Origin of the sequence: Thermotoga profunda AZM34c06 (genome assembly GCF_000828675.1) — a bacterium.
GTDB classification, from domain to species: Bacteria; Thermotogota; Thermotogae; order Thermotogales; family DSM-5069; genus Pseudothermotoga_B; species Pseudothermotoga_B profunda.
This window is the reverse complement of record NZ_AP014510.1, coordinates 2,081,037-2,094,410: the sequence shown is the minus strand read 5'-3', so window position 1 is coordinate 2,094,410 and position 13,374 is coordinate 2,081,037. Positions and strand designations below refer to the sequence as shown.

The following is a 13,374-nucleotide window of genomic DNA, read 5'->3' as shown; positions in this document are numbered from 1 at the left end:
GTTGAAAGAGTTTATGTGTGAAAGTGCGTCTTGAAAAAATAGACTGCATAAATTGCTATACCTATGCATAAGATTCCAAAGAAGAGATATCCATTATTTGTTCCTATGTTTTCTACAACGATTCCACCAACCGTTGAGCCTATTAATGGACCTATGCCTTGAAGGGCTATCCAGAAAAGTGCCTGGGTGGATAAAAGTGCCTGGCCTTTGAGATTTTCTCTCATCAGATGAATGGCTGAATAATAGATCACTATGAAAGTCCATCCATGAAGCATTTGAATGAACACAAGGCTCATTTGCGACCAGCTCAATGGTACAAGAATCAGTCTCAAGCCGACTACAAAGATACCAGTCAGAAAAAGTATCTTACTTGTCAGCTTTTTTCGGATTCTTTCAGCGTTTAAGAGAAATGGTAATTCACTAAGAGCCATTAAGGACAGTGTTGTACCTACTAATGATAGGTCGTACGATCTTTCTTTAACTACAACTGGAAGAAAAACGCTGTTGAACAAATTGAACCCCACGCATGCCGTGATTATAGCAAAGAGTAATAGGAATTTTTTATCCACAGTTCCAAGTTTCGTTTTTTGACGTTCTGTGGTCTTTTGATGAAGTTGCTTGGAGAGGATATTTATCATCAGCAAAATACTTGAAAAGATTACAAAAAGCCATAGAAAACCAGATCTGACAACCCTACCCGCAACGAATGCAGTGATTGTATACCCAATGGTCCCCCAGATTCTTATTTTGTTGTACGATAGAGATGAACTGTGTGAGTATTCAATCATAGCAGATTCGATCAAAGGAAGTAACGCACCTTGAAAAAAGGTGAAGATAGTCATGAAAAGGAATTTCATAGGAAAACCTCTGAATAGAAATACGAACCAGAGAGATACACAACCGAAAAGAGAAAAAAACCTTACAACATTTCTGATAGAAAATTTAGCTGCAACACCAAAATATATGTAATTGGCATATATCGAAGTCAATGGAGACAGAGCCATAATTACACCTAATTGAAGTGGGGAAAACCCCGAAAAGGCAAAATACTGGCTCATAAGTGTGGAGCAAGCCATGACTGAATACACCAATGCTTCAAGAGCGCAGGAAACAAGAAACATCGATAACCCCTCTTTGAGCAACATGTAATCGTAAAGATTATAACATTAACTAATTTGAAGAGTATAATTGCTGTGGAGGTGATTATACGAAAACTCTCATTGTTTATGATTCATACACAGGGACGGTTGAAAAATGTGCGAAATTACTCGCCGAAAAACTCGGAAACGTTGATTTGGTGAATATTTCAAAGCAAAAGTTGCCGAACCTTCAAGACTATGACTGTGTGGTAATAGGTAGTTATGTTCATGCTGGTCATGTGAGCAAAAAGATTAGAAAATTCACCACACAGAATTTAGAAGCACTGAAAAATAAAAAACTTGGCATCTACTTGTGTATGCTCAGTGAACAGTTTGATCGATATTTGAACAGTAATTTTGACAAAGATTTTCTAAACATGGTCAAAGTAAAGGATTTCTTCGGAGGTGAGCTGAACTACCAAAGAATGAATTTTCTATACAGGTTTATACTCAAGAATATTGAAAAAAATACCAAGCCACGGCTTGGTGTGAGAGTTGAAAAAATAGATGAGTTCGCGCGGAATTTGTTGATTTAAACACGAACCTTCGAGCGTTTTGAGTGTTCATCAGCCTTTTGATCCTCTACGTTTGATCCCTTGATAACCTTGATTTGCTTTTTTGCCTGTTTGAGTGTTCTCTCGGCCTCAGCTTCTCTTAGTAGTTCATCAAGCCTTGCCTTTGCTATTAAATACTCCAACATGATTCCCACCTCCGAGAAAAAGTTTATCATGGTATTTAAAAATTGTCAAGTGTCTTTTGAATATTTTTGAGGTTGTGATTTTATATATAAAATATATCTCAATAATAATAAGCTTTATGTAAGGAATTTTGATAAAAGGGTACAAAAATTTTTGGTGAGTTATTATTGTAAAGGGGTGATTTTATGGGAAAGGTTTCTCCACTTTGGACTGCGATAATCACGGGAATATTCGTGATATTGATGATCTTTGCCATTCCATATGAGAGATCTACCAAAAAAGACAGTATCCAATGGCTTGGGTTTATAGGAAAGATCTCAAGGGACATAGCTTACAATATGACTGTACTTTCAGATGGGATCGTTGTTGTTGGATGGACCAGTTCATTGAAAGAATATGGTGATCAAAATGCTCTGGTGATTAAACTGTCAAAAGATGGAAAATTGTTATGGCAAAAGGAACTCGGTGGCAGTGGCACTGATGGCGCGATTTGTGTTAAAGCAACGAAAGATGGGGGTTTTGTTGTGACGATAATCAGTGACTCTCAAGATGGTGACTTTCCCTCACAGTTTGGTGGACAGGATATTTGGCTTTTGAAGTATAACGGCGAAGGAAATCTTGAATGGAAAAAATGTTATGGAACGAAGGGTTATGAGACGGCTTTTGACGTAATCGAAGATGACGGTTATGTTCTTGCAGGATATACAACCGTTAATGGCTCTGAAGATTTTTGGGTCATCAAAACAGACTATCAAGGAAATGTTTTGTGGGATAAGACTTTTGGTGGGAGTGACTGGGACACAGCCTTTGGTTTGACAAAATTACAAGATGGCTATGTTGTTGTTGGTATGACAAAATCTCACGACAGAGATATATTCAACAATGGCTCATCTGATATGTGGTTTGTGAGAATTTCACGAATGGGTGAACTTCTGTGGCAAAAAACTGTTGGAGGAAGTGATTGGGATCAGGCAACTAACATTATTTCAACGAAAGATGGAGGTTTTGCAGTTTGCGGAGTGAGTTGGTCTAAGGAAATAACAGGTGAATCTCGTATGGGTGATTTTGTGCTGACAAAATTCGATATAGATGGCAATCAGGAGTTTTTGAAAACATATGGTGGGAGCTCTGATGATATAGCACAGAAATTAATTGAGACCGACGATGGATATGTCTTAATTGGTACGACGTGGTCTGATGACGGTGATATAGTTCAAAAGCACCGTGGAAGTGATTATTGGTTAATCAAGACAGACAAAAAAGGGAATCTTGTTTGGCAAAAATGTCTTGGCGATGATATGGATGAAATTGCCTATGCCTTGCAGGTCTCTGGTGATGGATATCTTGTTGCAGGTGTGTCTTATTCGTATGTCGCCGGCCTGAGAGCAAGATCACATGGTGGCGGAGATATCTTACTTGTGAAAGTAAGATAATAGCTGGCATTAGCCAGCTATTTTTTGTACTTTGTGATCTGTCTTAAAAAGTTATGTCTCCATTCTCTATCTTTCTCTGATTCTACACCTTTGACTGAAAAGCCATCTACAACACCGAGAACTGCTCTCCCTTGGTCTGTTTGTACAACTACTATTTGAAGTGGATTTGCAGTAGCAGCAAAGATTCTACAGACTTCTTGGGTGTTCTTTATCTGATTGAGTATGTTGATTGGATATCCATCTTTAATCACCAAAACAAATAGATGCCCAGCGCCAATTCTTTTTGCATTCTCAATTGCTGTGTCGATTAGTTTTTGGTCGTTACCTTCGTATCTTATCAAACATGGACCACTTGCCTCATTAAATGCAAGACCAAATTTCATATTTGGATTTGTAGTCACTATTACTTCATATAAATCTTCGACAGTTTTGATGAAATGAGAATGCCCTATTATGACATTCGCACCCTCTGGAATATCAATTTGAACGATTTCCAAATTCATTCAACCACCTCCAAGGCTTCTTTGTTATTTCTATTCTATAACGTACAAAACCTTCGTTGAATCTGTAAACTCTACTAAAAGAGTATACTCTTCACGGGGGAAAATTTCTTGTATACAGAACTTATCAAAGCAGATAGGTTTAATGCCAATGATTTTGTCCAGCTTGTTCTCATGACAGGCAAAGATTTTCTTGAAAATGCCTTTGGGAAACAAGTTAATCAGATGCTCCAAAAGCTCTTTCTTCAGCCAAAAAACCTTTTCAGTCACGAATGTACATGGTTTGGATTGGTTGAGAAAGAGATCTTTGGAGTGATAGTTGGTTACTCTTACGACTACGCAAGAATTTGCAGGATCAACACAGGAAGATTGATATTAAAAGAAATAGGCTTTTGGAGGCTTTTAACCTTGATTAAAATCAACCGTGTCTTGGGTAAACATTCAAAAGGCGAGTTTTATCTGAGCAATATAGCAGTCTATCCAAAGTTTAGATCGATGGGTTTAGGTAGAAAGCTCATTGAGTATACCTTTGAAATTGCAAAACAACAAGGGTGTAAAAAAATAATGCTCGATGTTGAAAAACAAAATGAACCTGCAAAAGCTCTGTATCGCAAAGTGGGTTTTGAAAAGATTGGTGAAGGAAAGATCAAATTTGCTCATAGTGAATTTCATTTTGAGAGGATGTCATTTGAGATTCCCTTGTAAAAATAATCAGAATGATAGAAAAACAGCGTTCATTTCATTTTTGTATACTCCAAGAGATCTTTCACAACTCACTTTCTAATTTCATCTGATAGAATAAATCCGCGTTGTTTAAAAACAAATCGAGTAATTTGGGGTCAAAATGCCCTTTTTCATCGTCTTTCATGATTTGAAAAGCTTTTTCAAATGTGTAAGCGCTTCTGTAATGTCTGTTCGATGTAAGTGCATCAAAGACATCGGCTATCGATACAATTCTGGCTTCTAATGGTATTTGATCACCCTTCAAGCCCTCTGGATAACCAGTGCCATCAAATTTTTCGTGATGATAAAGACACACCTTGGCACACATAGAAAATACTTCTTTTGAAGAGATATCTGAAACCTTTCTGAATAACTCACTGCCCAATTTTGTATGATTTTTCATCATTTTGAATTCTTCGTCGGTTAACCTGGCTGGCTTCTGTAAAATAGATTCAGGAACAAGTATTTTTCCTGTATCGTGTAATAATGCTGCTATCTTCAAATTTCTGTGCCATTCTATATCTTTTTTGGCAAGGGATTGAAGATATAAACTAGCGAGTGCTGAGGAAATCTTTGCTGTACTCCTACAGTGTTCAAAGGTAGGATTGTCCTTGATTTGCATCATATTCACCGCATGCTCTATGATGGCATCTAAATTCAGCGAAAATTGCACATTTTGGAGAAGTAAATTCAATTCCTTTTCATCTGGTAATTGATCATAAATTGCATCAGCGCCAATTTTCAATGCCAAGTTGCTTTTAGTGTTATCTATTATAACTATATAAGGGTTTACAAAGGACGAAGAGTTCTTTCTAATTAGCTGAATTAGTGGAAAATAATCACTATTCAGTGAATTCGAATCGATTACGACTAATCTACAGGATTTTGAGTGTTGGTGGAAAAATTCATAAGCATCCTTAATGTTTTTAATAAGAACAAGGGTATGATTCGCATCACGGTAAGATTTAAGTATCTGCTCAAAATCGTGGTTTTTACCGAGAAAAACGATTTTCATGACTATCTCCTTTCGTCCAAATATAACCATAAAAAGAATGATGATTATTGATATTCTCTTCAAAATGATGTTTTGGAACATAGATATTCATTGGGTAAGGTTACTATCGCAGATTGAAAACAAACCTGGAGTTGAGCTATAATTGAGTATAAAAATCAATCTGATGATAAAAACGCGCCAAGAGCGCATTAAAATTAACAGTATAACTATCAATAATCATCATTATTTAGATACATCATTTTTTCCTTTTTTTAAAGTTAATAGTGAATTTTGTTTTAGAATATTATGCTTGTCTTGAGCAGACATTTTTTACACAGAAAAAAGTTTTCTGCAGGAGGAGGTTATGTCAAAAGATGGACAAATCTGATTTGTTTGAGAGGTTTGAAACGATCTTGAGAACTCAAAAACTAAGCTCACTTACAGTTACTGCTTATTTGTCGGTGATAAAAAAATTACTCCAGGATATAGATGTAATCGATGAAGAGAGTATATTATCCTGGGCACGAAAAGTTGCGGATGGGCACAAACCAGCAACTGTCAATTTGTATTATTCAGCGATCAGGAGATTTCTTGAAGAGACTCATCCTCATCTTTTGTTAAAACTAAAGGATAAACTCAGAATAAAAGGAAGATCCTTTAGTATACCAAAAGCCCTTTCAGAACAAGAATTCTCAAAGTTATGGAAAGTTGCGACAAGGATGTTTGACAAAGATTACAGATTAGTTCTCATAGTTGGACTTGGTGGATTTGCTGGATTGAGGGTGAGCGAACTGATTTCGCTGAAAGTATCTCATATCAATCTAAAAGAAGATTATATATTGATAAATGGCAAAGGACGGAAAATGAGAGTTGTACCTGTACCGAGTAAATTAAAGTCTTACATATTCAGAATCATATCCTGCTTATCGGAAGATGATTATTTGTTGAAAAACAATACTGGTAAACCTCTATCAATTCATGGAGTAGCTTATTTACTCAAACAATTAGCAAAAAAAGCTCACATCAAAAACATTTCACCTCATACCTTACGACATACGGCTGCAACTGTCCTTCTCAAAAAAGGTGTCAATTTGAGAATTGTTCAAGAATTCCTGGGTCATGCAAGCCTTGCTACTACGGAAAGATATCTAAGGGTTACTATCAATGATATGAAAGAAAGTCTCAAAAAAGCGGGCTACTGAGCCCGCTTTTCACCAATTCAGATCTACTTCTTCTAAAATTCTATCCATGGAGTTTTTAAATTGTTCTTGTTCGGATTTCTCCAACAGTTTCAGCGGCGTTCTGCACCCTCCCATTTTCAAGCCACGCCATTTGAGTGCTGTTTTGAGCATTGGGATACTCGCTCCATCTCCTAAAGCAAGTGAAACCTTTGTGAGTTTTCTTTGAGTTTGTCTTGCTCCTTCGACATCGCCTCTTTTAAATTGCTCGTACAGTTTTACAAAAAATTCGGGGAAAACTGCTGCGGGACCTGAAACACAACCTTTTGCACCCATTTGAAGTACAGTCAAAAAAGCTCTATCGCAACCTACAACTACTTCGAAATCTTGAGGAGTATCATTTATCAAAGAAAGTACATGCAATAAATCTCCACTGCTATCTTTGATACCAATGATATTGGGATTTTTCTTGCAAATTTGATTTGCCATCTTTGAAGTTATCCAGTTTCCGGTCAGACCAGGTATATTGTAAAGATATATTGGAAAGTCTTTCACACTCTCCGTGGCTCTTGAGAAAAACTCAATGATCTCATCTGAACGATATTTATAGTAAAAAGGTGATACTATTGCAGCGCCATCTGCACCAGATGATTTTGCATGATCCAATAATTCTTTTACTTCTTCAATCCTAAGAGCACCACAATGCGCTATGAGAATAGCTCTACCATTAACAGCTTTGATGAAGCTCTCCAATGCCGCTTTTCTTTCTTCCACTGTTAAAAGCAAACCTTCACCTGTCGTACCAAGAGCGAAGATGCCATGAACGCCTTTTTGAATGAGAAAATCGACATATTCATTTATTGCTCCATGGTCAACTCGTGTTCCATCTTCTGTCAATGGCGTCAAAGCCGCTACAGTCACACCAGAGAGTTTTTTCATTGTTGAACCTCCTCTTTTCTTATCTTAATATATCGATCTTGATTTCCTTCAAGTTTTTTGTTATTTTGAGAGGTATTTTAAGATACGTTCGCCAGCTTCTTTTAAAATGTCAACTTCTTGAACCAGCCCCAATCTTATTTGATCTTTTCCAGAAGGACCGTAGGCTATACCCGGAACTGTTAAGACACCTGTATTTAGATATAATTTCTCGACAAAAGACCAACAAGTCTCATTCTGAGGTGCTTTGACCCATACATACATTGCACCATCAGGCATATGAAAATTCAATCCAGATTTCTCTAAATAATTGACGATTGTATCCCTTCTAAGTTTATACTCTTTTCGAAGATCTTCATAATATTCTTGTGGTGTGTTATTTAACGCGGAGACCGCAGCTAGTTGGATTGGATAGAAAACATTTGAGTCGATCTTCGATTTAAAAAGTTTGAGAAGATCAATGATTTTTTCATCACCTACAACTGCTCCAATTCTCCATCCAGCCATATTGTAAGTTTTTGAGAAAGCAAAATACTCGATCGCATTTCTAAGGGATAAGTTTCCTTGTAAATAGCTTGGTGCTATAGAATTGTTAAATGTTATCTCATAATAAGGTATATCGCTGATCACAATACAAGAATAATCTTCAGCAACAGCAGACAGTTTTTTGTAGAATTCCAGATTGACTACTGTTCCAACAGGGTTTGAAGGGAAATTAATGACTATTATCTTGACTCTGTTTTTATTCAGTATCGTTACAATATCCTCAAGCATTTTTTGTGAGTTTTTTTTCGAATCATAAGTTAGTATTCTAGCTCCTGCAAAATTTGAAGCATCATAATATGTTGGATAACCTGGATCTGGTAATAAGACAACATCTCCTTGATTTATCAGTGCTTGTAGTGCGTTAAAAACAATCTCCTTGATGCCAACTGTAATCAAAATATTTTTCTCCGGATCTAAATCAACATTAAAACGTTTATTGTACCAGTCGGATATGGCCTTTCTAAGCTCGGGTGAACCATTTTGTGGTGGGTATGTATGGTACGAAGTTTCATTCAATGCGGTTTTCATTGTTTCAATTATCCAAGTGGGTGTTGGACGATTTGGAGCGCCTATAGAAAGATCTATGAGTTCACTTCTAGATGGTTTCTTGCGTAAATCTCTGATAAATGAAAATGGATCGGGATTGAAATATTCAAGCTTTGAACTGCCTAACTGCTGATTCATTCTTTTTCCCTCCCAACATTCTCTGTTCCAGTTTTCTTGAAACTAATATTAGTGGGTAACAAACAACCGCAAAATATCCCGCGACAATAAGAAAGGCAGTAAAAGGATCAAGAGTTATTTGCATTATTTGTCTTGAGGTTCTAACTATCTCTGTCATGCCTATCAGAGAAACTATGGATGTATCTTTTATTGTCAATACTATTTGTCCCACTATTGAAGGAAGAGTTATCCGAATAACTTGTGGTAATATAATTAAAAAGAGTTTGTCTGAAAATGACATTCCAAGTGCATCTGCAGCTTCAAACTGTCCCTTGTCTATTGCCAAAAGACCGCTCCTGAATACTTCTGATAAGTAAGCAGTGCTTGTTATCGTGAGAACCACAATTGCGGTCTCAAAACTTTGTAGTTCAATACCAAAATAAGGTAAAGCAAAATAAATAGCATAGACTAAAAGCAAAAACGGTGAACCTCTGACAACCTCAATTGCGAGAGCAGAAAACTGAGATAATACAGGTATTCTGTAGTATCGAATAAGAGCAATTATAAATCCAAAGACTATTCCCATAATCAGAGTAAATGGTAAGAGTATCAAATTTTGTAAGAATGCACTTCCTAAACGCAATACTTGTTGAATGAGCGGTATACTTTGCATCAGATCATCTCCTGCTCATTTCTTGCCAAATAACTTCTTTTTTAAACCGTTGGACGATAGGCTAAGAACAAGATATATTGCAAAATACATTAGCATTGGTGGGATGAAAGATTCCAAGGGTCTGTAAGTAGTTGCAGCAGCTCTTCTTGCCATATAAGTAAGCTCAGGAATTGTTAAAACAGCAGCTAAACTTGTATCTTTTATAAGATAAGAGAATTGACTAATCAAAGGCGGTAAAACTATCCTAAAGAGTTGTGGAAATATTATCAATCGAATTGTTTGGAATCTAGAAAAACCAAGAGAATATGCAGCTTCGAATTGCCCTATATTTATTGACTGCAAACCTCCTCTTATGATTTCCGAAACATATGCTCCTGTGTTTAAAGAAAATGTTATAACAGCACTTTGGAAGCGTGTAGGCATAACGTTCAAGATAGGAAGTCCGTAATGTACAAAATAAAGTTGTACAAGTAATGGCGTTGACCTAATGAGCCCTGTATAAAATGCAATCAACGTTCTAAAAAACTTATTTCTTGTGTTACTCAAAAATCCAGCTATCGTACCTATTAATATGGCAAAAAAACAACTTATTATTGCTATTTTCAGAGTTTCTATAAGAGCTTCCATGAAATCTGGTAAATACTGAACTAGAGTTCTGAAATCAAAGATCATGGTTTTCTTCTTCCTTTCATTCGGGATCAGAGTATTTTGCTCAAAAATTCTCGCGCTCTTTGACTCGTTGGATTACTAAAGAAAGATTCTTTGGTATTGAACTCGATAATCTCCCCTTTGTCCATGAACGCTATTTTGTTGCTTACCTGTTTCGCGAAACCCATTTCGTGAGTAACTACTATCATGGTCATTCCTCCATTGGCTAAATCTATCATCACGTCGAGAACTTCTTTTATCATTTCCGGATCTAAAGCCGATGTTGGTTCATCAAACATCATGATTTCTGGATCCATTGCGAGAGCTCTTGCAATTGCCACCCTTTGTTTTTCTCCTCCAGAAAGTTGGTCAGGATAAGACATTAGCTTTTCAGACAATCCTACCCTTTGAAGAAGCATTTTGGCTTTTTCAATAGCTTCGTGTTTTGCTACTTTCTTGACATGTATTGGTGCAGTAATTATGTTATCGAGGACTGTCAAATGTGGAAAAAGGTTGAAATGTTGGAAAACCATGCCCGTGTTTCTACGGATGAACATCAAATTCGTGTGTATCTTAACATCTCTTCCTAACACCCTCACTGTTCCTGTTTCAAAATTCTCGAGTCTATTTATACATCTTAATAAAGTGCTCTTCCCGGCCCCACTTGGTCCACAAATAACAAGTACATCGCCTTTTTCAACCCGCAAATTGATATTTTTAAGCACGTGATTTTTTCCATAGAATTTATTTAGATTAATTATTTCGACAACTGATTCCACACGCGACACCTCCATTGGAAAGAAAATGAGGCGGGCAATTAGGCCCGCCTCAGTGAGTGTCTCAATCAATTATGGGAGATGGGGTCCAATCCATTCCAGTATATTTCTTGTAAATTTCTCCATATTCACCAGTTAATTTAACCCATCTGATAAACCAATTGAACCAATTTACCAGGGAATCCGATTCCTGATCTTGTCTGAACGCAAGCCCATAAGTATCTGGACGCACATAGCCCTCGAGAATTTTGAGTTCGGGATTATTTTTCACAAGTTCTATACAAAGCATCTCGTCATCCATAACAGCGTCTATTCTTCCTGTTTTCAAATCGTTAAGCCATTCTGCTAGGTTTTCATACAGGAAAGGTTTTTTCTTAAGTTGTTTCTCGATATAGTCGGCGTGTACTGAACCCATCGTTGCACCTATTTTTACTGAAGGATCTGCAATATCTTTCCAATAAGTCATCTTTGAGTCCTTTCTTGCTAAAACTCTTATACCAGTTAGAAAGAATGGTTCAGAAAACCTTATTGTTTTCAATCTAGTCAAAGTCATAGACATATTTGCAGCTATCATATCGACCTTTTTAGTCAACAATGAAGGGATCAAACTTTCCCAAGCCATGTCCTGCCATTCAATCTGTACTCCCATATATTTGGCAGCAAGCTCCATCAACTCAATTGTGAAGCCGGTTGGTTTACCAGAAGAGTCTCTGTATTGCATGGGTACAGCTGTCATGTCAGTAGCTACAATTATTTTGCCTCTCTTGACTATTTCCTCTAATGTTGTTACTGCAAATAGGAAAACAGGAATCATAATAATACTCAAGATGGCAACCAAACTGATAATCCTTTTCATAGTGTCGTACACCTCCTTAGGTTTTGAATTCATAAATGTTAATTATTCAAACTAGGCAGCGCAAGATATTAAGTCTCATATTTCATAATTTTGCTCGTTTAAGAACATCAAAGTTTTAAACACCTGGAAGACCCTTCTCACCCCCTTTAGGATAAATCAAACATAAGTTCTGATTTTGATTCTGGCCAATTCTGCAAAATGTTTTAGTTCCTCCACATAATCCCCATACACTCCATGAATATGATTAGAACTATATGTTGCCAGAAAATCATCTGCTGAGATTTTGAGTTTTGCAAAGGCGTGTGGCCATTCTATTTGTGTGTTTTTTGCCTTTTCTTCATTTTCTTGTTCACCAAAATCTAAGAATTCTCCTTTTATTACGGTCATGACATATTCGCCATCTTTCCGAGTGAGTCGTCCAAGGGTTACCTCTCCAGGTGCTGCAATGTGTCTAACAGAGGCTCCGCCAGCTGGAAAGTAAAAACTCTCTGGATAAAGCTCTACTTTCGCAAGATTCACGGCAGGATCATAAGATTTTGCTGCAAAAAACGTTGCATGTTCTCCAGAGTTACACAAGTCAAAGAAGTCGTTTCCAGCATCATAATGTCGGACATCTGCGAACAGAACTGGTTGATTTGAAATTAATTTAAATATCTGCATTGTCAAAGCTCCATCTGAATCCGCTTCAGTTGCGCAAACTATTGGTTCTTTTTTACCATCCCAATCGTATGGATCGTTCATAAAGGCTTCCGTCAAATCCATGGTCACAAAATGTTCTGTCAACTCTGGCTGAGCTTTTATACCTGTGAAGTCAAGCTCGAATTCTTCACAGATTTTTTTAACTGCGTAATAGCTTTTGATCTGTAATTCCAATTTTTCTGGAGTGAGTTGTTTTCCATCGTAATGGATCTTTTTTACCATCTTTTCAAGCCATTCTCTTGCGTGTTTTGCATCTTTATCTGAGATTTTTTTACTTTTCTCAATAATTTCGAGTTGATCAATGTGTTCTATGTCTATTCCAAAAAGTTTGTTCCAGAGATCTACATTTGGTACAGCAGTGTACATACCCATCGATCTTCCACCAAAAAGACCGTATCTTTGACCTCTGAGCATATTCTTTGTGGTAGCGGCTCTAACAAAAGAGAGAACTCGTTTAAGAACTCGATCTTGTTTTATATCTCCCCAAACTCTGTGAGTCTGCGTCCCGTCTTGATCAAGTGCTCCAGCTGCGGCAAGCATTCCAACCATACCTGGGTATTTGGGGTTTATATTTCCAAAGAGTAAAAATGGCGATGGGGCAAATTTACTTGCAATCACACTGAAGTGTGGAAAAGCCCAGACCGCGTAATTGAAGATCGTCATCTGGGCGCCTTTGTCTCTCAAAAAGATAGCCTGTTGTTTTGCTATGGATGGTTTATAAACAATCTGGTTTGCTCTTATGACTTCTATTTCACCTGTTGATTCAAGAGCATTTGCAAGATCATCCTCGAATTTTTTGTTAATCTGAACCAGTTCTTTGTGAACATATTCTCTGCCATCTGAGAAGGTGAGAATACCGACTTTTCTTTTCAATATTAACACCCCTTTCAGTACATGGAAACGCATTCGTTT

15 protein-coding genes are annotated in these 13,374 nt (G+C 37.0%); 4 read left to right on the top strand and 11 right to left on the bottom strand.

All coding sequences use genetic code 11. From position 1 onward, the window contains the following. Positions 1 to 11: 11 nt before the first annotated feature. Entirely contained in the window at positions 12 to 1,121 is a 1,110-nt protein-coding gene (locus TSP02S_RS10190) for an MFS transporter (RefSeq protein WP_041083801.1), read from the bottom strand. A 98-nt stretch (positions 1,122 to 1,219) separates the two neighbouring features. Here TSP02S_RS10190 and TSP02S_RS10185 point away from each other — a divergent pair, with 98 nt between their 5' ends. Next, positions 1,220 to 1,675: a flavodoxin domain-containing protein gene (locus TSP02S_RS10185; RefSeq protein WP_041083799.1), complete on the top strand. Its 456-nt coding sequence runs from the start codon at positions 1,220 to 1,222 to the stop codon at positions 1,673 to 1,675. Here TSP02S_RS10185 and TSP02S_RS11065 read toward each other — a convergent pair. Continuing rightward, complete coding sequence (locus TSP02S_RS11065) at positions 1,672 to 1,839, bottom strand: hypothetical protein (RefSeq protein ID WP_171816344.1); 168 nt, start codon at positions 1,837 to 1,839, stop codon at positions 1,672 to 1,674. The two genes, TSP02S_RS10185 and TSP02S_RS11065, sit on opposite strands and share 4 nt — an antisense overlap. Before the next feature lie 183 nt (positions 1,840 to 2,022). Here TSP02S_RS11065 and TSP02S_RS10180 point away from each other — a divergent pair, with 183 nt between their 5' ends. Next, entirely contained in the window at positions 2,023 to 3,270 is a 1,248-nt protein-coding gene (locus TSP02S_RS10180) for a hypothetical protein (protein ID WP_041083797.1), read from the top strand. 17 nt (positions 3,271 to 3,287) lie between these two features. Here TSP02S_RS10180 and TSP02S_RS10175 read toward each other — a convergent pair whose 3' ends face one another. After that, on the bottom strand, positions 3,288 to 3,773 hold the full coding sequence (locus tag TSP02S_RS10175; protein ID WP_041083795.1) for an adenosine-specific kinase: 486 nt from the start codon (positions 3,771 to 3,773) through the stop codon (positions 3,288 to 3,290). 108 nt (positions 3,774 to 3,881) lie between these two features. On the opposite strand from TSP02S_RS10175, the gene TSP02S_RS10170 reads away from it, so the two are divergent. Next, the gene (locus TSP02S_RS10170) at positions 3,882 to 4,475 is read left to right on the top strand and encodes a GNAT family N-acetyltransferase (protein ID WP_052465443.1); all 594 of its coding nucleotides are present in this window, start codon (positions 3,882 to 3,884) and stop codon (positions 4,473 to 4,475) included. 61 nt (positions 4,476 to 4,536) lie between these two features. On the opposite strand, the gene TSP02S_RS10815 is transcribed toward TSP02S_RS10170, so the two are convergent. Continuing rightward, a complete protein-coding gene (locus TSP02S_RS10815) occupies positions 4,537 to 5,571 on the bottom strand; it encodes an HD-GYP domain-containing protein (protein WP_232503712.1) in 1,035 nt (344 codons plus the stop codon). 290 nt (positions 5,572 to 5,861) lie between these two features. Here TSP02S_RS10815 and TSP02S_RS10160 point away from each other — a divergent pair, with 290 nt between their 5' ends. Further along, a complete protein-coding gene (locus tag TSP02S_RS10160; RefSeq protein WP_041083792.1) occupies positions 5,862 to 6,689 on the top strand; it encodes a tyrosine-type recombinase/integrase in 828 nt (275 codons plus the stop codon). A 9-nt stretch (positions 6,690 to 6,698) separates the two neighbouring features. On the opposite strand, the gene TSP02S_RS10155 is transcribed toward TSP02S_RS10160, so the two are convergent. The 7 genes from TSP02S_RS10155 to TSP02S_RS10125 form a co-directional block, all read right to left on the bottom strand. Further along, on the bottom strand, positions 6,699 to 7,604 hold the full coding sequence (locus TSP02S_RS10155; protein ID WP_041083790.1) for a dihydrodipicolinate synthase family protein: 906 nt from the start codon (positions 7,602 to 7,604) through the stop codon (positions 6,699 to 6,701). Between the two features lie 60 nt (positions 7,605 to 7,664). Beyond that, positions 7,665 to 8,831 carry a pyridoxal phosphate-dependent aminotransferase gene (locus TSP02S_RS10150; RefSeq protein ID WP_041083788.1) on the bottom strand — a complete coding sequence of 389 codons (1,167 nt, stop codon included), beginning with the start codon at positions 8,829 to 8,831 and terminating at the stop codon, positions 7,665 to 7,667. Beyond that, a complete protein-coding gene (locus TSP02S_RS10145) occupies positions 8,800 to 9,483 on the bottom strand; it encodes an amino acid ABC transporter permease (RefSeq protein WP_052465441.1) in 684 nt (227 codons plus the stop codon). The genes TSP02S_RS10150 and TSP02S_RS10145 overlap by 32 nt, the downstream gene beginning before the upstream one ends. 15 nt (positions 9,484 to 9,498) lie before the next feature. Further along, positions 9,499 to 10,110 carry an amino acid ABC transporter permease gene (locus tag TSP02S_RS10140; RefSeq protein WP_198407752.1) on the bottom strand — a complete coding sequence of 204 codons (612 nt, stop codon included), beginning with the start codon at positions 10,108 to 10,110 and terminating at the stop codon, positions 9,499 to 9,501. A 71-nt stretch (positions 10,111 to 10,181) separates the two neighbouring features. Beyond that, complete coding sequence (locus tag TSP02S_RS10135; protein WP_041083785.1) at positions 10,182 to 10,925, bottom strand: amino acid ABC transporter ATP-binding protein; 744 nt, start codon at positions 10,923 to 10,925, stop codon at positions 10,182 to 10,184. A gap of 46 nt (positions 10,926 to 10,971) precedes the next feature. Beyond that, positions 10,972 to 11,763, bottom strand: coding sequence for an ABC transporter substrate-binding protein (locus tag TSP02S_RS10130; protein ID WP_041083783.1), 792 nt, complete (start codon positions 11,761 to 11,763; stop codon positions 10,972 to 10,974). Positions 11,764 to 11,919: 156 nt separating this feature from the next. Then, positions 11,920 to 13,344: an L-fucose/L-arabinose isomerase family protein gene (locus TSP02S_RS10125; protein WP_232503711.1), complete on the bottom strand. Its 1,425-nt coding sequence runs from the start codon at positions 13,342 to 13,344 to the stop codon at positions 11,920 to 11,922. Between the last annotated feature and the right edge of the window lie 30 nt (positions 13,345 to 13,374).

What these genes read in the sequence shown, in the direction of transcription:
- TSP02S_RS10175 (WP_041083795.1), bottom strand. Translation starts at nt 3,773, where the DNA reads ATGAATTTGGAAATCGTTCAAATTGATATTCCAGAGGGTGCGAATGTC.
- TSP02S_RS10135 (WP_041083785.1), bottom strand. Translation starts at nt 10,925, where the DNA reads ATGGAGGTGTCGCGTGTGGAATCAGTTGTCGAAATAATTAATCTAAAT.
- TSP02S_RS10160 (WP_041083792.1), top strand. Translation starts at nt 5,862, where the DNA reads ATGGACAAATCTGATTTGTTTGAGAGGTTTGAAACGATCTTGAGAACT.
- TSP02S_RS10190 (WP_041083801.1), bottom strand. Translation starts at nt 1,121, where the DNA reads ATGTTTCTTGTTTCCTGCGCTCTTGAAGCATTGGTGTATTCAGTCATG.
- TSP02S_RS10130 (WP_041083783.1), bottom strand. Translation starts at nt 11,763, where the DNA reads ATGAAAAGGATTATCAGTTTGGTTGCCATCTTGAGTATTATTATGATT.
- TSP02S_RS10155 (WP_041083790.1), bottom strand. Translation starts at nt 7,604, where the DNA reads ATGAAAAAACTCTCTGGTGTGACTGTAGCGGCTTTGACGCCATTGACA.
- TSP02S_RS10140 (WP_198407752.1), bottom strand. Translation starts at nt 10,110, where the DNA reads ATGGAAGCTCTTATAGAAACTCTGAAAATAGCAATAATAAGTTGTTTT.
- TSP02S_RS10180 (WP_041083797.1), top strand. Translation starts at nt 2,023, where the DNA reads ATGGGAAAGGTTTCTCCACTTTGGACTGCGATAATCACGGGAATATTC.
- TSP02S_RS10150 (WP_041083788.1), bottom strand. Translation starts at nt 8,831, where the DNA reads ATGAATCAGCAGTTAGGCAGTTCAAAGCTTGAATATTTCAATCCCGAT.
- TSP02S_RS10145 (WP_052465441.1), bottom strand. Translation starts at nt 9,483, where the DNA reads ATGCAAAGTATACCGCTCATTCAACAAGTATTGCGTTTAGGAAGTGCA.
- TSP02S_RS11065 (WP_171816344.1), bottom strand. Translation starts at nt 1,839, where the DNA reads ATGTTGGAGTATTTAATAGCAAAGGCAAGGCTTGATGAACTACTAAGA.